Genomic DNA, 17,406 nt, shown 5'->3' with positions numbered 1-17,406 from the left:
TCGCAGGAGACTTCTGTGCTTAAGAAAAATGCGTTGGGCTGGCCAAAAATCGCCGGCCTCGGAATTGCGTTGGTGGTGGCCGGGCAGTTTTCCGGCTGGAATTTCGGGCTGATGGCGGGCGGCTGGCTGAACATGCTGATCGCCACATTGTTGATGGCCTTGCTCTGTGGCGGTCTGGCGTTATGCGTAGCAGAACTGTCGACCGCGCTGCCAAGTGCCGGCGGCGTGTTCGTCTATGCACAAAGCGCGTTCGGCCCCTTCGTGGGCTACCTGGTGGGTGTGGCGTGTGCGGTGGCACTGACCATCAGCACTGGCGCGGCGGCGACCTTCATTTGCGCTTATACCGAGTCGATTTTCGGTCTCGGCGGCTGGCCGGTAAAAATCGCTTTGTTCGCGGTCATTATCGGCATCCACCTGCGCGGCGTCGGTGAAGCCATGGGGTTGACCATGATCGCTGGCGTCATCGCGGTCGTCGCCCTGCTCACCTTTGGTGTGGCCATGGCGCCGCATGTCGAGCTGACCAACCTGCTGAAGATGCCTTCTGCCAACGCAGCGCCCGCGATCAGTTTCGGCGGCATCTTCGCCTGTGTTCCGTTCGCCATCTGGTTGTTCATTACCGTTGAGCAAATCGGCTCGGCTGCCGAAGAAGCGAATAATCCTGGTCGCAGCATGCCGCGCGGCATTCTTGCGGCCATCGGCACTTTGCTGGTGACGGCGCTGGTTGTTTTGGTCTGCGCACCTGGCGCGGGCGGCGTCGAGCTGGTGGGGTCGGCCGGTGATCCGCTGTACGCCGCGATGACCAGCACCAACGCCTACGGCGAAGCCTCGTGGTTGGCAAAGGTAATTGGCTGCGGCGCGGTGTTCGGGCTGATCGCTACGTTCTTCTCGTTGGTGTACGCCGCCTCCCGGCAGCTGTTCGCCATGGCCCGCGATGGCTTGTTCCCCCAGTGGCTGGGGAAAACCGGCAAGCGCGGCACTCCCTTCTCGGCGCTGCTGTTGATTAGTGTGATCGGCCTGCCGATGTCAGCGGTCGAACCGGCGACTGTGATGCTCGCGGTCGTGCTGCTGCTCAACGTTTGCTACCTGTTCATTTTCGGCGCCTATCTGCGCATTAAAAGCAGCCAACCGGATCTGCCGCGTCCGTTCCGTCTGGCGGCTGGCAAGGTGATTGCCTGGCTAGGCCTGGCGCTGACGCTGGTGGTGATCGCAGCTTGCTTCCAACTTGACCAACTGATGCTGATCGCCCTCGCGGTGACATTCGCCCTGTGTATTTTCAACTTCCTGCTGCGTGCCCGACTGCAAGGCCGCACCACCGTACTCGAGGTTCAAGAACATGCCTGAAGACACACTTTTGCAGCGCCGCCACCGCGTACTCGGCAGCGCCTCACCGTTGTTCTACGACAAGCCGTTGCACCTGGTGCGCGGTGAAGGTGTCTGGCTGTTTGACGTTGACGGTCGGCGCTACCTCGATGTCTATAACAACGTGCCCTGCGTCGGTCACTGCAACCCTCACGTGGTGGAAGCGATGCACCGCCAGGCCATGACGCTGAACATCCACACGCGCTACCTCGATGAACACGTCGTGCGCTACGCCGAGCGCCTGACGGCCACCTTCGCCGAGCCGCTCGACACCGCAATGTTCACCTGCACCGGCAGCGAAGCCAACGAACTGGCGCTACGCCTGGCACGTTTCGCCAGCGGTGGCAACGGCATCATCGTCAGCGATTACAACTACCACGGTAACTCCGCGTCCTTGGCCGAAGTCACCACCGCACTGCCGTCGCCGGAACCGTTCGCCGCACATGCCCGCGCGGTCCCCATTCCTTGTCTGTACCGGGCACCCGCCGGGACCACCGAGGCGCAACTGACGGAGCACTATGCCGCGAACATTGCAGCGGCCATCGCCTCGCTGCAGGCTCAGGGCATTCGCCCGGCCGCATTGCTGATCGACACCCTGTTTGCCAACGAAGGCTTGCCACGGGTGCCGGCCGGTTTCGTTAACAAAGCCGCTGAACTGATCCGCGCGGCGGGCGGTTTATTCATTGCCGATGAAGTGCAATCCGGGTTTGCTCGCACCGGAGAACATCTGTGGGGGCATCAGGCCCACGCAGTGGTGCCGGACATCGTCACCCTCGGCAAGCCAATGGGGAACGGTTATCCGTTAGCCGGTTTGATCACCAGCAAGGCACTGGTCGAGTCGTTCGGGCGCAGTGCCATGTACTTCAACACGTTTGGTGGTTCGCCCGTGGCGGCAGCGGTCGGCATGGCCGTGCTCGATGTGATTGAAGATCAACAGCTGCTGCGCAATGCGCACACCGTGGGCGCTTATGTGCAGCAGCGTCTGCAAGTGCTCGCCAGCAAGCATTCGATCATTGGCGATGTACGCGGCAAGGGCCTGTTCTTCGCCCTGGAACTGGTGCGTGACCACACCAGCAAAGAACCCGCCGGGCTGGAAGCGCGCAAGGTGGTCAACCATATGCGCGAACTTGGCGTGCTGATCAGCAAGATCGGCGCGGGCGACAACATTCTCAAACTGCGGCCGCCGCTGGTGTTCAACCGCGACCACGCCGACCTTTTCGTCGACACGCTAGACATCGCCCTGTGTGCTATCTGAGGCCTCGCCATGAATGATTTCCATACCCTGAGCCACGACCAGCAAGTCGCCAAACTGCATGACCTAGCGCGCCACGCCCTGCAACACTGGGAGGGCACCTTTGCCGAGGTTGAACTGGTGAAATTCCGCGAGAACGCGGTGTTCTCGGCACGCCGTGAGGACGGCCAACGGGTCGCCCTGCGCATCCATCGCAACGGCTATCACGGCGAGGCGGCGCTGCGTTCCGAGCTGCAATGGATGGAGGCGCTGGCCACGGCCGGCATCACCGTGCCGCAGATAATCCGGGCCCGGAACGAGCGCCATCTGATCGAAGTGCTCCATGCCGACATCGGAGAACCGCGCCATGTCGACATGCTCGCCTGGCTGCCCGGCGCGACGGCGGGCACCTCGGAAGCCGGTGTACAGGCGGATACCGAAATCGACTTTCTGTTTGCCGAAGCAGGCGCGATTGCCGCGCGCATTCATTTGCATACAGCCGAGTGGCAGCAGCCGGACGAGTTTGTCCGGCACGCCTGGGATGAAGAAGGTTTGATTGGTGCCAACCCGTTCTGGGGACGTTTCTGGGACCTGGAACAACTCAATGAAGAACAACGTGAACTGTTGCAACAGGCCCGTCGCCGCGCACGCTGCGACCTGCGCCAATATGGTCGGCATCTGGACAACTTCGGGATGATCCACGCCGACCTGGTGCCCGAGAATTTGCTGATCGAAGGTGCCAACCTGCGCCTGATCGACTTCGACGATGCCGGGTTCGGCTGGCACATGTTTGAGCTCGCCACCGCGCTGTACTTCAGCCTGGACGACCCGCGTTATGAGCAAATCAAAACGGCACTGTTTGCTGGTTATGACGCGATCAAACCACTGACTGCGGCTGATCGAGAGACGCTGGCGCTGTTTCTGCTGCTGCGTGGCACGACGTACCTGGGCTGGATTCATACCCGTAAAGGCACGCCGACGGCGATTGAGATGGCGCCGATGTTGATTGATCGGGCGTGTCGATTGGCGCGGGAGTATTTGCAACAGTAGCGGCAAACGCCAGAGCGTGTGTGGCGAGGGAGCAAGCTCCCTCGCCACAGTTACGCTAGACGCTTTTAATCAAGACGGTTTCAGCACACCGCACCGGCATGCTCAAGCCGATGAAACAACCGGTTGAAATACACCAGACTGTCACCTTCCCCGCGCACACCGACCTTCGACAGTTCGACAAACATCACCGAATGCGAACCGACTTCCTTGCACTCGCTGATCCGCCCTTCGAGCTGCACCAGCGCATCGCGCAGCACCGGCACGCCCGTCTCGCCACCGTCCCACAAATCCCAGGCAAAACGCTCTGCCATCGGCACCTGGGTCATGCCGGCAAAGTGTCGGGCCAACTCTTCCTGCTCGCCACACAGGACGTTGATGCACAGACGGCCATTGGTACGGAACACATCGTGTGTCGCACTGCCACGGTTGACGCAGACCAGCACGGTGGGTGGCGAATCAGTCACCGAACACACCGCGCTGGCGGTAATGCCGCAGCGCCCGCCCGGGCCATTGGTGGTGATGATGTTTACTGCAGCAGGCAACTGCGCCATGGCGTTGCGAAAGTCTATTTGATGCTGGCTCAGGTCGGCCATGTCGTTGCCCCTCCTTCAGAAGGACCGCCAGTGTGCGGTCCGTAGGTGATGGAACTAGACTAAGGTCCGACACGCTGCACGACCATCCTGACCATCCCCATGCGGAGGTTGGCTTTCCGCTAGTCGACTAGGTGGTTTCTTTATCGTCAGGGCCCGTCGCAGTGGGTATTCTGCTACTGAGCTCCTTGATGAGCCGATATCCGCCGCAGCGTGCACGCGTGCGAAAACAATAATTAGAAATTTTCGTGGCAGTCCCTGATGGAAATCCGCAAACCGATTGTTTATATCGTTGATGACGACAAAGACCTGCGCACCTCGCTGGCCTGGTTGCTGGAGTCGGTCAGCGTGCAAGCACAGTGCTTTGCAGGCGCTGAAGAATTCCTCAGCCAATACGATCCCAAGCAGCCGGCGTGTCTGGTGCTGGACGTGCGCATGCCGGAGACCAGCGGTTTTCAGCTGCAGGAAATACTCAACCAGCGCGGCAGCACCTTACCGACCATCTTCGTGTCCGCCCATGGCGACATTCCGATGTCCGTGACAGCGATGAAGAACGGCGCACTGGACTTCGTTGAGAAGCCCTACAACCCGCAGCAAATGATCGACCGAATCCAGGCGGCGCTGAAAGTTGCCGTGCATGCCCAGGCCGATCAGGAGCAACGCCAGCATCTGCAAAGCAAGCTTAAGTTGCTCACCAGCCGCGAACGCGAAGTGTTGATGCTGGTGATCGACGGCAAAGCCAGCAAGGTCATTGCCCGCGAGTTGAACATCAGCGTCAAAACCGTGGACGTGCACCGGACCAAGATCAAGGAAAAGATGGGCGTGACCAGCATTGCGATGCTGGTGCGCGAAGTGCTGCACCTGCCGGTCGATGAGACGGCGCGGCACTGATAACCACATCACCCCGTAGCAGCTGTCGAGCCTGCGAGGCAGCTGCTACGGAGTTCGCGGTGTTGCCTCAGTTGTGGCTGTAGCGCTTGCGATACGCGCCCGGCGACACGCCAAAACGCGATTTGAAGGCCGACGAGAAGTAACTGGAGTCGGAGAATCCCCAGGCGTAGCACAGCGCCGAGAGCTTCTGCTCGACGTGCGCGCGGCGCAGGTTTTCCGCACAGAAATCCAGGCGTCGGTGCTTGATGTATTGCGCCACCACCAGGCCGCGCTTGGAGAACATCCGGTACAGGCCACGCACCGAAATCCCTACCTCACGGGCAATCAGCTCGGGGCACAGTTCTTCGACACTGAGGTGTTCGTCGATGTAGGCGATGATCTTGCGGAACTGCCGCTCATGGGCATCGCCGCCGCTGTCACGGGCGCTGATCCCCGGCAAGAGCAGGCTGACCAGAGCGTCGAGCACGGCTTCGCTTTCCTGCATGTCCAGGCCTTCCTGCTGCCGGGTGTCCAGCACCAGCTTATTGGCCATCGCGGCCAACGGCGTGTTAGCCGCAATGCGCGTGGCGCAGTTGACCGCATTGAAATGCGAGCCACGCTCCACCACCTGACGTGGCAGGATCAGTGACAACTGTCGGGAGTCATCGTTGTAGGTCATGTCGCTCGGGCGGCAGGCATCGATCAGGGCGATGTCGCCGGTGCCCAGCTGAGCGCGGTTGTCGCCCTGCTCCAGCTGCGAGCTGCCGCGCATCTGGAATACCGCGTAGTAGTGGCCGTCGCTGCTGATGCTGACGTCTTTGCTGGTGCGATACAGATGAACGTGCGCCATGTCGACGACACTGAGGTTGATGGCGCCGCTGCGAAACTCCGCCAGCTCACCGTAAAAATCCGAATCCAGCGCTCGGGCATCGAAACGCCCACAGGCCTGGTTGACCTGGCTCAGCCAGTTTTCGAACGCCTCATTGCGAACCGCCGAAGAAGTCATCATCACTGCAAAGCCTCACGCGTATTTTATTGTTATTTTTCGACCGCTTCGTCGAGCGGTTCGGCAAATGTATCGTACTGGGTCGTCACCTCCTTCGACGGCCGCCGGCCCCCATTCAACAGGCTCCGGCGTTAGCTTGCCAGCGTTCCCTCTGGTTAAATGTCCAATACCAGACGAGCGGAAAGTGCTCGCGAAACGCAGGCGCAAATCTGCTTGTTGGCTGCCTTCTCTTTGTTCGACAAACAGTTGTCGCGGTGCTCTGGTACACCTTCCAGGACCTCCACTATGCAGGTACCGCAGATACCTTCGCGGCATTCGGTGTCGATATCACAGCCGTGGGCCTGCAGCACATCGATCAGGCTGGTATTGGCCGGGACCTGAAGGACCACGCCGGAGCTGGCCAGCTCCACTTCGAATCCTCCACTCGGGCCGGCATTGGCGGCCGGGTCGGCGGCGAAGTGTTCGAGGTGAATCGCGTCGTCGGATCGGCTGCGCGCAGCCACTTCCACCACTTTGTTCATGAACGGTGCCGGGCCGCAGGTGTACACATGCGCTGCAAGTCCCGCCTGGTTCAGGCATTCACTCAACGCCGCCTCCAGATCACCCGGCTCGACGCCGTAGTGGAACTGCACATGGCCGGCAAAGGTGCTCGCCAGTAGCTCGGCAAACGCGGCGTACTCCGGCGAGCGGGCGAAATAGTGCAGGCGCCAGGTCTGGCCGCTTTCCGCCAGCCGATAGGCCATGCTCAGCAGCGGCGTCACACCGATGCCGGCAGCGAACAGCACATGCTCGGTCGCCGTCGGGTCGAGGCGAAACAGGTTGCGCGGTGCACCCATTTCCAGCTCCATGCCCTCTTGCACCTGCTCATGCAGCGCCAATGAGCCACCACGCGACTGCGCCTCCTTCTTCACCGCCACCAGATACGCACGGCGATCGTGCGGCGGGCTGCACAGAGAATACTGGCGGGTAACCCCGGTCGGCCCGGTGAGGTCAACATGAGCTCCCGGTTCATAGGTGTCGAGCGGCTGGCCATCACTGCGCACGAGGCGAAAGGAGCGGATATCCAGCGCTTCGTCGACGATCCTTTGGATTTTCACCTTCATCATTGCATCACCTGAAATACGTTTTTGGTTAATGAGCAACCCTGGAGCCGCCGCGTTCGCCTGTAGCAGCTGTCGAGCTTGCGAGGCTGCGTTCGGCTGCGCAGCAGTCGTAAAACCTGAGTGCGCGGTCTTACTGATCCACCGCACCGCCTGACTTCACGACTGCTGCGCAGCCGAACGCAGCCTCGCAGGCTCGACAGCTGCTACTTGTTCGCGTCGTGACAAATGTCAGCGCATGAACAAGCCGCCGTTGATGTCCCAGCAGGCACCGGTTACGGAGCTGGCGTGGTCGGCGATCAACAGCAAAACGCTGTCGGCGATGTACTCGGGCGCCCCGAGGGTGCCTGCCGGGATCATTTTCAGAATCTGCTCCAGGCGCTCCGGAGCCACGGTTTCGCGCACCACCGGCAAGTCCAGCGGCCCTGGCGAAATGCTGTTGACGGTCACACCTTGCGGGGCCAGTTCGCGGGCGAAGACTTTGGTCAGCGTCGCGACGCCACCCTTGGCCGCGGCGTAGTGCGCACCGGTGGCGGTGCCGCCGTTTTGCCCGGCCAGGGAAGCGATGTTGACGATGCGGCCAAAACCGCGCTCGGCGAAGTGCGCGCCGAACACCTGGCACGCGACAAACGTGCCGCGCAGGTTGATCGCCATCGACTCGTCGAACTCCTCCGGGGTGATCTCCATCAGCGCCGCGACTTTCGACACGCCGGCGTTGTTCACCAGAATGTCGGTGCCGCCCCAACGCTCGGCGAGCAAGTCACGAGCCCGGACAAAATCCGCCTTGTTGCGCACATCCAGCTCAATGGCGATGGCACTCGCGCCGCTGCCATCCAACTCCGAAGCCAGATGCTGTACGCCGTCGAGGCGCACATCGGCCAGGGCAACGCGATACCCCGCCGCGTGCAAGCGACGGGCGATGCATTCGCCAAGTCCGCGCGAGGCGCCGGTCACCAGGGCTACTCGGTTCATGGTGGTGGCCCTCATAGCAGGAAGCCGAGCGCGCTCAGGCTGTCGGTCGAATTGATCAGGCGCACGACCTTGCGTTCCAACGTCGCCACTCCGTCAGTGAAGCGAATGCGGTGGTTCAGATCGGCCACGAACGGCGTGTGCACGCCGCGTTTGTAGGCATACAGCAGCTGCGCGGAATTGACTTCAACCACGTCACCCGCCGCTTCCACCAAGCGAAACCGCGAAATACTGCGCACGGTTTTCGCCGCGTCCACTGCCGACGGCGAGTAGCCGGCGGTCAGGCGTTCGATGCGCAAGTCACGCATGCGCGCATCGTCGTAGGCGTAGTTGAGGGTGGCTTCAAAGTCTTCGGTGCCCGGGTCGATCGGCACGATGTACTTACCGCTGTCGCTCCACAGGGTCGCCCATTCGGCGTAATTCTTGTGGTCGAGCAGTTCGGCTTCACGCCAGATGAATTCGATGGCCTGGGCCAACGGACCGGAAAAACCGTTCAGGGTGTCTTGATTGCTCATTGGCTCATCATCCTTTTCCACATGTCGTAGGCACCGCGCATGCCGCCCTCGTCGGTGGCGTGGGAGACCTTGTCGCCGTTTTCAGCGGTGAGTTCTCGATTGAGGCCACGGTTGACCAGGATCGGCGCGTCGACACCGGCGTACGAACCGCGCTGCACACGGTCCCAGGCCTCGGCATCGTCCGGGCTGCCGAAACCGAACGGGCCCTGGAAGTGTTCGTGAATGCGCATCCGTTCGCGGTTGGCGATCTCCGGGCCGCCGTCCATGCCGAGTGCGACGTGGCGGATTTCGGTTTCAGTGACCGAGACCGGGCGCAGCACGCGGAAGAACGACATCGACATCGCAACGTTCGGGAACAGGTTGAGGTTGAAACCGGCGCCGTGCAGCGAGCGGACGATGCGACGGATTTGCGCAGGCTCCATGGTTTTCGACAGTTCTTCAGTGACGTGAGCGAAGCGCTCCTGCAACTGTTCGGTGCCGTCGTCGTGATCCAGGTCGACGTGCTCGGGCACCATTACCATCACGCTGTGACCGTTGCCCAGCGAATGAGTGACGGCCTGTTCGTCGGTCATGAACGAGAGCATTTCCGAGGTTTCTGCATCCACCGACGACATGAACGACTTGTGCACGATCGGGAAGTGGTAACCGTCGGTGGTGTTTTCCAGCTGGATCTTCCAGTTGCCCTTGAAGCTGAACTTGTGTTCGCCCTGGGTTTTGATCGGATAGCCAGCGCCCTGCTTCATGAACAGGTCCATCCAGTGTTTCGCGCCACCGAGGAAGTCTTCCAGCGGTTCGATCTCATCGTTGTAGCTGGCGAACACCATGCCGGCGTAGCTTTCGACGCGCAGGCTGGTGAGCGGCAGTTCGGACTTTTCCAGAATGCCTTCATAGCCGTCCGGATAAGGCAGCGCACGCAGCTTGCCATCCAGCCCATACGACCAACTGTGGTACGGGCAAGTGAAACCGGTGGCGTTGCCTTTGTGCTTTTCACACACAGTGGCGCCGCGGTGCCGGCAACGGTTTTCCAGGACGTTGATGTTGTTCTTCTTGTCGCGAACAACGATCACCGGGCGACGGCCGATGGTGGCGGTCTTGAAGTCGCCGCTGTTGCGCACTTCACTTTCGTGGGCGACCCACACCCAGGTGCGGTAGAAAATCTTTTCCAGCTCCGCTTCGAACAGCGCCGGATCGTTGTACAGCGAGACGTCAACGCGGTCGTGTTTGACCAGTTCGTCAGGGCTTTTCGACGTTGCGATCAGCCGGTATTCATGAGTGCTCATGCGGTCCTCCTCATGGCTTTTCAAGATTTATTTTTAGAGGCGGGCCGTTCACCGGCCATGCTCTGTTGCAACTGCGCACCGAAGGCGCAGACGAGTTCGTCCTGGCCTTTACGGCCAACGATTTGCAGGCCGACTTTCAGCCCGCCGCAATCCAGTTCCACCGGTATCGTCAGTGCGGGATGGCCGCTGAGGTTGAAAGGTCTTACCAGCGGCGTCATGCCGGCCACGGCTTTGCTCGCACTGCGGGCTTCGCTTAGCGTGGGTGGCAGGCTCGGCAGCGTCGGCAGAAGCAGTACCGCGAATTCTTCCAGGGCGGCATCCACCTGCTGGCTGAAGCGCACGCGCACCTTTTCGGCTTCCGCCAGGTCAGCGGCGTTGGTGCGGCTGGCGGCCAACAGGCGCTGCTCCACATCCGCGCCGATCAGGCCTTTACCGGTAAGGTGGCCAAACGCGGCCCAGTTTTCGAAATTGATGACGGTCAGGCCCGCGGCGAATGCGGCGTCGAATTCGCTCAGTTGCACGTTACTGCGACGCCAACCCGCACGGTCAGCAGCGGCGCCGAGGCACGCGTGCAGATGCGGGTCGCAGGCGACGTCGAGGAAGCCCACTGACACATTGCTCGAAGGCTGGTTTTGAACCCGGAAGCCGGGACAGATCACTTGCATCGCGGCAATCAGGTCGTCCATGTTCGCCGCGAACGGTCCCACGCAATCGAGGCTGGACACTGCCGGATGCGCGCCCACGCGGCTGACTCGCCCGTAAGTCGGTTTCAGCCCGGCGATGCCGCAACACGCCGCCGGTACACGCACTGAACCGCCGGTGTCGGTGCCGATGGCAATGTCCGCCAGGCCTGCCGCTACGGCGGCTGCCGAACCGCTGGAAGAGCCGCCCGGTACCCGATCCGGTGCTTGCGGATTGATCGGCGTGCCGGTCCAGTCGTTAATGCCGGTCACACCGAAGGCCAGCTCATGCAGGTTGGTTTTGCCAACGATCTGCCAACCGGCGTCGAGGATCGCGTCCACCACTTCGGCGTTGCGTGTTGCGGGCGCGGCATCGGCAAATGCGCGGCTGCCCGAACGTGTCGGATGCCCGGCAATGTCGATCGAGTCTTTGATCGCGACCCGTTTGCCACTGCCGCCCAGTAAGAACTCGCTGATAAACGTACTCATGCACCCAGCTCCGTGTTGAACAAGCGTTGCGTACGAAAATGCGCGATCAACCAGACACCGTCGACACAGCGGAAATCGATGTTCAGCCGCGTGCCGAACAATTCGCTGCGCTCATCGGCGTAGGTGCAAATCTGCTGCATGATCCATTGCCCTTGCGCCGTGCTGCCGTCGACCACGATCGACTCGCTGGTGAGGTAATGCAGGTTCAGGCGAAAGTGCTCGGACGGTGGCAAGTAACCGGCCACAAACGCCGCCACGGCGTCACGCCCGCGGTGCTGGCCAAAGGTCTGCGCGGTCTGGCTGCCAACGCCTTCCCAGATGGCATCGGCACTGAACAGCTGCGCCAACTGGCTGACATGGGTGGCCGCCCTTGGCACATCGCACAGGTCCATGTAGCGCGCCATCAAACGGCGCACCTGACTCTCCCCTTCGAGCGTCTCGAGACGCTGCAGCAAGGCCTCGTTCATGGCTTAAACCTTGGCGGCGTCAGGAATGGTCAGCGGACGGCCGATGCGCGCTTCGACCTTGGCGTAGCGCCACAGGCTGTATTCGTTCACCGGCGTGGTGCGGAACAGGTTGCAGGCGTCGATCACCGACTGATGGCAATCGACGTCGGCCATGATGTAGACGGTCCATGGCGAGGTCGTGGATGGGCCGACCATCAAGCGGTCATCGTCCATCGCGCCGAGCACGGTGATGCCCGGCATGGCGCCGAGTGAGCCCATCATCTGGCTGAAGCCTTTCCACACGCTCAGGCCTTCGCCGGTCGGCAAGTCGAAAAAGTTCTGGGTGATGCCGATGCAAAAGACGACGCGCAGGGGTTCTTGGGTGGCTTGCGACATGGGATTGATCCTTGAAGAAGTGATGACGATTCAGATGTAGCCAGGAAATGGCGGCACGCCGAGCAATACCGAGCCGGCGCCGTCGTACAGGCCTTCGCTGAGAAATGCGTGCTGGGTGACCACCATCGAGTCGCGCAGGTAACGCTGCAGCGGATGGCGCAAGTAAATCGCGGTGGTCCCGGCCAGTCTGTAAGCGCTCTGCACCACGGCCGCACCGGCCTGGGAAACGTGAATGGCGGACAGGCGCAACAGGCTGGTTTGTTCGGCGGTGACCGGGTTGCCGGCGAGGATCGAGTTCCACACCTGCTCGGTAGCGCCGTAGAAGAAGCCGCGTGCGGCGGCGAGTTGCGCTTCGGCCTTGGCAATCTCGATGCGCACATAGGCGCGGTCGGCCATCTTCGGGGCGCCGGTGATGCCACTGCCGGCGGCCATGCGGCTGACTTCGTCGAGCGCTGCACGGGCCAGGCCGAGGTTGACCACCGCCAGCACTTGCGCGGCGTAGGCAATCGACGGGTAGCGGAACAACGGTTCATCGACGGTTGAGGCACCACCACGAATGAAGGTCCAGCGCTCATCGACGCGTTTGTCGTTGACGCGCAGGTCATGGCTGCCGGTGCCTTTGAGACCGACCACATCCCAGTTTTCGATGATCTCGACCTGGCTTGCCGGGAATACCGCTGTGCGCGGCTTGCCGCCGGCAGCGCCGATACCGACGCCTAGCAAATCAGCGCCTTTGCAGCCGCTGGCAAATTTCCAGGTGCCGTTAACCTGCCAGCCGCCCTCGACTGCCTCGGCGGGCTGCAACGGGAACAAGCCAGCGGCGAACACCAGATCAGGGCTTTGCGCGTAAATCTCGGCCAGGGTTTCTTTCGGCAAAGCCGCAAGATAGACGCCGGCGCTACCGAAACTGGCCACCCAGCCTGCGGAGCCGTCGGCTTCGGAGATGCGTTCAATTATGTGTAGAAATTGTGCCGGTGCCAGGGCGTCACCGCCGTAGCATTTCGGCGTCGCGGCACGGTAGATGCCCACCTGTTTGAAGCGCTCGATCATGTCCCGTGGCACGTGGGAGCCGGTGTCGAATTCGTTCCGACGCTGGCGCACCTCATCGAGCACCTGCTGAAATTCCCGACTCTCGACGATATTATCGACAACGCTTGGCAGAGCGTCTTTTTCCGCGACAGCTGAACGCAGCATGGGCTTCTCTCCGTTTACTTGTTATTAGCCGGAGCCTGCCTGGAGGCGTGGCGACCGTTGATGGGTTCAGTGTAAAAACCGCATCCGCTCGCCACTATTGGGGCGTGCAGCCCCTCGGCTAAAGAAAACCCCTAGCCCGCCCCCCGTTACCTCTGAGCGCATCCCCACACGCAAGACGGTATAAAACGCCATACTTCCACTTTCACCCCTAGTGGAACTCTCCGCCTCCAAGGGTTGCGCGATGTATCTGCCTAAACCGAACGACTTTTACACCCTCATTGAAGCCATGCCGTTGTGCATCATTCTTCATGACGCACAAAGCAAGGAGATTCTCTGGGCCAACGCCGCGGCCTTGAAGGCGCTCGGCTTTACCTTGGAAGAACTTACTCCGCTAAAAGCCCCGGACATGACCCGCGACGCGCCGAAGTACCGCCGCTCGGTAGGTTTGCGTTGGCTGGAGGGCGCCGCGCGCACTGGTCAGCGCGCCATCGAGTGGTGTTATCGGTCCAAACAAGGGGTGGAAATTCTGTCCGAGGCGGTCGCGACCCTGGTGAATCTGGATGACCGCGATGTGCTGATGGTGCAGTTCCGTGACATCTCCAAGGAAGACAAGGTCAAGCGCGACCTCAAGCGTTTCGAAAGCCGGCTCAAGGCGTTTATGCAGGACCTGGCCGAGGGCGTGGCGGTGCTCGGCCCGCAAGGTGATATTCGCTTTATCAGCGACTCAGGCGCGCACTTGCTCCATAGCGAAGAAGACGCGCTGATCGGCGAAAATTTCCTCGCCTGGTGCGACGAGCCTTCGCGCCTGCGCCTGCTGCACCAGATGGCCAGCGAACAACCGGAGCACGCGCCCTTCAGCGTGCACTACCACGTGCAGCGGCGTGACGGTGAGTGGCGCTGGCATGACGCGACGTGCCGCTATATCGAGATTGAAGACGACCTGATCGGCCATCTGCTGCTGTTCCGCGACGTCACCGAGCAAGTCCGCGCCGAAGAAGCAAGGCGCGTCAGCGAGCAAAAGCTCGAATACCTGGCGCGCTACAACGCGATGGGCGAAATGGCCGTGGCCATCGCTCATGAACTGAGTCAGCCACTGGCCGCCACCCGCAACTTCATCGAAGGCGCGGTGATTCGCCTGGGCAACGTTGAAACGACTGAACAAGGCGTCGCCTGGGGTTTGCAAAACGCCGTGCGACAAATCGAGCATGCCTCGTTGATCATCAAAAGCGTGCGCGATTACGTGGTCAAGCTGGAGCAATCCGAAGAGCTGATCGACCTCAATGAGCTGCTGCGCGAAACCCGTTATTTCATCAGCCTGCGGGCCGCCCCGAGCTTGATCAAAGTCGACATTGTCACCAGCCCCGAACCGCTGCTGGTGAGCTGCGAGAAAGTGTTGATCGGCCAGGTCATCCTCAACCTGGCCTTCAATGCGATTGAAGAGATGAGCGATCTGCCCGTCGAACGGCGTCTGCTGCGCATCCATGCCAGCGCCGACAAAGAGGTCGCATTAGTGAGCATCGAAGATTGCGGTCGCGGTATTCAAGCGGAGGCGCAAGAGAAGCTTTTCGACGGCTTCTTCTCTTCCAAGGTCAGCGGTAACGGCATCGGCCTGGCCCTGTGCAAAAACATCATCGGCCGTCACCGTGGCGATATCTGGGCGCAAAACCTCGAGCCCTGCGGCGCCGTTTTCACCTTCTCCCTTCCCCTCGCAACCCCCGCCTGACCCCGCAATCGCGGCGTGTGCGGCCAGTTTCATCAGACTGGCACAGACACACAAACACTTGGCAGCCACAACAATTCTTCGGTTTTCCCGTCGAGGCAGAATCGAACTGCAAAAATCTGCCACTGCACCCGCGATGTGCGAGAACAATAATTCAGGGAGTTCCCCCTAATGCGAGCCACCAGGATCACCGTACAGTCAGGGCTGAGTCTCAGCCTGCTGGTACTCGGTTTGAATCATGCCAGTGCTGATCTGCCCGCTGACACGATCGGCCAGACCACCTTGGCGTTTCCCGCTGAAGCACACCGAGCATTCATCATTGATGTTGAATTCGAGAGTTTCGTGGCGGGCCGTGTCACCGTGGTCGACCCTGACAAAAAACGCGTCCTCGGCATGGTGCCGACCGGCTTTGCCGCCCCCTCGACGCTGAGCCATGACCGCAAGACGATCTACAGCGCCGACATCTTCTACTCCCGTGGTACCCGCGGTACGCGTACCGATGTGCTGACCGCCTGGGACAGCTCGACCCTGTCGCCGGCCTGGGAGCTGTTGATTCCGACCAAGCGCGCCGAATCCCTGACCCAGCGTTACTCGCTGAACCCGAGCGGTGATGACCGTTTTGTCTACGTCTACAACTTCACCCCTTCAACCTCGGTGACCGTGGTCGATACCCAAGCCAAGGCCGTCACCAGCGAAATCGCGATTCCGGGTTGCGTGCTCAACTACCCGATCGGCAACCGCCGTTTCGCCTCGCTGTGTGGCGACGGCAGCTTGCAGGTGGTCACTCTCAATGAGCAAGGCCTGGAAGCCTCGCGCAGCCGCACGCCGTTTTTCGACCCGAACGCGGAAAAACTGGTGGAGCGCGCCGTGAACGTCGGCGACACCTATTACTTCACCACCACAACGGGCACCGTGCGGCCGGTGGATTTTGCCGGTGAAGCGCCAAAAATCCTGCCGTCCTGGTCGTTGACCACTGACGAGGAAAAGAAAGCCGGCTGGGCTCCGGGTGGTTGGCAGCTGATGGCCGTCGCGCCGAAGCTGGACCGTTTGTACGTGCTGATGCACGACGCCCACGAACCCATGAAGTGGGAAGACCCAAGCCCGCTGATCTGGGCCTTTGACCTCAAGACCCACAAGAAACTGGCGACCCTGCAAGCACCGGTTCCGGTGTGGAGCATGCAAGCGACCGGCGACGACAAACCGCTGTTGCTCGGCACCGACGTGGAAGGCGGCTTGCAGATCTTCGACCTCAAGACCAACACGCTCACCGGCAGCATGCCGAAAGTCGCGAAAACGGCGACTCAGGTTCTGAGCTACTAACGAGGTTCGGCCATGCACACAGATCCGATCTTCATCATTGCCAGCGCACTCGCTATTGCCGTGTTGCTGGCCAGTGCCGCGACCAACAAGGTGCGGGCGCCGGCACGTTTTGCCAAGCAACTGGCTGACTACCAGCTACTGCCCGATTCGCTGGTGCGCCCGAGCGCCCGGCTGATTCCAGTGCTTGAGCTGGTGATTGCCTTCGCGCTGCTGGTTCCGGCCTGCCGTTCATGGGCTGCACTAAGTGCCGCCAGCCTGATCGCGCTGTATGCCACCGCCATTGGCATCAACCTGTGGCGCGGCCGTCGGGATATCGACTGCGGCTGTGCCGGCCCGGATCAGGCGCAGCCACTGCGCCCGATTCTGCTGCTGCGCAACAGCGTACTGGTGGGGCTGGCGCTGCTGGCCAGCGTGTCGCCCATCGTCCGCGACCTGAACGTTTTCGACGGCTTTGTGACCGTCGCCGCCAGCAGCGTCGCGCTGCTCATTTACGCCGCAGCCGATGGCTTGCTGGCGAACTCCCCTCTTCTGCTCAAACTGATTGGTAGGTGATCAATGGAAGGCTTAATCGTTTCCAACGTTCTGCTCTGGATGCTGCTGCTGGCCGTGGCGTTTGTCGTCATGGGCCTGGTTCGGCAAATTGGTGTGCTGCACGGCCGACTGGCCCCGGCCGGTGCGCTGATGGTCGACAAAGGCGTGGCCGTCAACGAGCCCGCGCCGCAAGTCACCGCGACCGACCGTCACGGTCGCCCGGTGAACTTCGGCTATGCCGGTGAAAAATCTCAACTGCTGTTCTTCCTCTCGCCGACCTGCCCGATCTGCAAATCCCTGCTGCCGGCCATTAAATCCATCGCCCGGGAACAGGCCGATCGTCTCGACGTGGTGTTTATCAGCGACGGCGACATGGACGCTCAGCAAGCGCTGATCCGCGAGCACAAACTGGACGACGCCACTTACGTGGTCGGCCCGCAAGTGGGCATGACCTATCAGATTGGCAAGCTGCCTTACGCTGCGCTGATCGACAAGGCCGGCACCCTGCGCGCCAAAGGCCTGGTCAATTCCCGCGAGCACCTGGACAGCCTGTTCGAAGTCGAGCACCTGAAAAGCGCCACGCTGCAGGACTACCTGAACAGCCAACCTCACACGCACGACCACAGCCACGGCCATAGCCACTGATTAAGGCAGGGAGAC

At 61.3% G+C, this 17,406-nt stretch carries 18 protein-coding genes; 8 read left to right on the top strand and 10 right to left on the bottom strand.

Annotated features, from left to right (window positions below; translation table 11 throughout):
* The first annotated feature begins 15 nt into the window (after positions 1–15).
* Genes ABH912_RS03665 through ABH912_RS03655 form a run of 3 tightly spaced genes read left to right on the top strand, consistent with a single transcriptional unit; the run spans position 16 to position 3,640 of the window.
* Positions 16–1,341 carry an amino acid permease gene (locus ABH912_RS03665; RefSeq protein WP_033062080.1) on the top strand — a complete coding sequence of 442 codons (1,326 nt, stop codon included), beginning with the start codon at positions 16–18 and terminating at the stop codon, positions 1,339–1,341.
* Positions 1,334–2,614 carry an aspartate aminotransferase family protein gene (locus ABH912_RS03660; RefSeq protein ID WP_429509642.1) on the top strand — a complete coding sequence of 427 codons (1,281 nt, stop codon included), beginning with the start codon at positions 1,334–1,336 and terminating at the stop codon, positions 2,612–2,614. Before ABH912_RS03665 ends, ABH912_RS03660 begins: the two co-directional genes overlap by 8 nt.
* Before the next feature lie 9 nt (positions 2,615–2,623).
* Entirely contained in the window at positions 2,624–3,640 is a 1,017-nt protein-coding gene (locus ABH912_RS03655; protein WP_429509641.1) for a phosphotransferase enzyme family protein, read from the top strand.
* A gap of 80 nt (positions 3,641–3,720) precedes the next feature.
* Here ABH912_RS03655 and hpaC read toward each other — a convergent pair whose 3' ends face one another.
* Positions 3,721–4,233 (bottom strand): 4-hydroxyphenylacetate 3-monooxygenase, reductase component, encoded by a 513-nt coding sequence (gene hpaC / locus ABH912_RS03650; protein WP_033062077.1) that lies wholly within the window; start codon positions 4,231–4,233, stop codon positions 3,721–3,723.
* A 258-nt stretch (positions 4,234–4,491) separates the two neighbouring features.
* Between hpaC and ABH912_RS03645 the strand changes: the two genes are divergently transcribed.
* Positions 4,492–5,121 carry a response regulator transcription factor gene (locus ABH912_RS03645; protein WP_033062075.1) on the top strand — a complete coding sequence of 210 codons (630 nt, stop codon included), beginning with the start codon at positions 4,492–4,494 and terminating at the stop codon, positions 5,119–5,121.
* Positions 5,122–5,188: 67 nt separating this feature from the next.
* Here ABH912_RS03645 and feaR read toward each other — a convergent pair whose 3' ends face one another.
* From feaR to ABH912_RS03600, 9 genes are all read right to left on the bottom strand, one after another.
* On the bottom strand, positions 5,189–6,109 hold the full coding sequence (gene feaR / locus ABH912_RS03640) for a transcriptional regulator FeaR (RefSeq protein ID WP_033062074.1): 921 nt from the start codon (positions 6,107–6,109) through the stop codon (positions 5,189–5,191).
* Between the two features lie 152 nt (positions 6,110–6,261).
* A complete protein-coding gene (locus ABH912_RS03635; protein ID WP_429509640.1) occupies positions 6,262–7,212 on the bottom strand; it encodes a PDR/VanB family oxidoreductase in 951 nt (316 codons plus the stop codon).
* Between the two features lie 225 nt (positions 7,213–7,437).
* Positions 7,438–8,178: an SDR family NAD(P)-dependent oxidoreductase gene (locus ABH912_RS03630; protein WP_429509639.1), complete on the bottom strand. Its 741-nt coding sequence runs from the start codon at positions 8,176–8,178 to the stop codon at positions 7,438–7,440.
* Positions 8,179–8,189: 11 nt separating this feature from the next.
* Positions 8,190–8,690 (bottom strand): aromatic-ring-hydroxylating dioxygenase subunit beta, encoded by a 501-nt coding sequence (locus tag ABH912_RS03625; RefSeq protein WP_429509638.1) that lies wholly within the window; start codon positions 8,688–8,690, stop codon positions 8,190–8,192.
* Positions 8,687–9,970 (bottom strand): aromatic ring-hydroxylating oxygenase subunit alpha, encoded by a 1,284-nt coding sequence (locus ABH912_RS03620; protein WP_429509637.1) that lies wholly within the window; start codon positions 9,968–9,970, stop codon positions 8,687–8,689. The genes ABH912_RS03625 and ABH912_RS03620 overlap by 4 nt, the downstream gene beginning before the upstream one ends.
* Positions 9,971–9,990: 20 nt before the next feature.
* A complete protein-coding gene (locus ABH912_RS03615; RefSeq protein ID WP_429509636.1) occupies positions 9,991–11,139 on the bottom strand; it encodes an amidase in 1,149 nt (382 codons plus the stop codon).
* Positions 11,136–11,606 (bottom strand): nuclear transport factor 2 family protein, encoded by a 471-nt coding sequence (locus ABH912_RS03610; protein ID WP_033062067.1) that lies wholly within the window; start codon positions 11,604–11,606, stop codon positions 11,136–11,138. The genes ABH912_RS03615 and ABH912_RS03610 overlap by 4 nt, the downstream gene beginning before the upstream one ends.
* A gap of 3 nt (positions 11,607–11,609) precedes the next feature.
* A complete protein-coding gene (locus ABH912_RS03605) occupies positions 11,610–11,981 on the bottom strand; it encodes a hypothetical protein (RefSeq protein ID WP_033062066.1) in 372 nt (123 codons plus the stop codon).
* Positions 11,982–12,011: 30 nt separating this feature from the next.
* Complete coding sequence (locus ABH912_RS03600) at positions 12,012–13,175, bottom strand: acyl-CoA dehydrogenase family protein (protein WP_429509635.1); 1,164 nt, start codon at positions 13,173–13,175, stop codon at positions 12,012–12,014.
* 241 nt (positions 13,176–13,416) lie between these two features.
* On the opposite strand from ABH912_RS03600, the gene ABH912_RS03595 reads away from it, so the two are divergent.
* The 4 genes from ABH912_RS03595 to mauD all read left to right on the top strand — a co-directional run bounded on the left by ABH912_RS03595 (position 13,417) and on the right by mauD (position 17,391).
* Complete coding sequence (locus tag ABH912_RS03595) at positions 13,417–14,898, top strand: PAS domain-containing sensor histidine kinase (protein ID WP_033062064.1); 1,482 nt, start codon at positions 13,417–13,419, stop codon at positions 14,896–14,898.
* A gap of 168 nt (positions 14,899–15,066) precedes the next feature.
* Positions 15,067–16,215 carry an amine dehydrogenase large subunit gene (locus ABH912_RS03590; protein WP_033062063.1) on the top strand — a complete coding sequence of 383 codons (1,149 nt, stop codon included), beginning with the start codon at positions 15,067–15,069 and terminating at the stop codon, positions 16,213–16,215.
* Between the two features lie 12 nt (positions 16,216–16,227).
* On the top strand, positions 16,228–16,767 hold the full coding sequence (locus ABH912_RS03585) for a MauE/DoxX family redox-associated membrane protein (protein ID WP_429509634.1): 540 nt from the start codon (positions 16,228–16,230) through the stop codon (positions 16,765–16,767).
* A gap of 3 nt (positions 16,768–16,770) precedes the next feature.
* A complete protein-coding gene (gene mauD, locus ABH912_RS03580) occupies positions 16,771–17,391 on the top strand; it encodes a methylamine dehydrogenase accessory protein MauD (protein ID WP_429509633.1) in 621 nt (206 codons plus the stop codon).
* Positions 17,392–17,406: the final 15 nt, after the last annotated feature.

The organism is Pseudomonas sp. BT76 TE3572, from assembly GCF_050435365.1.
Lineage (GTDB): Bacteria > Pseudomonadota > Gammaproteobacteria > Pseudomonadales > Pseudomonadaceae > Aquipseudomonas > Aquipseudomonas fluorescens_W.
The sequence above is the reverse complement of the archived record's forward strand: the minus strand, read 5'-3'. Positions and strand labels throughout refer to the sequence as shown.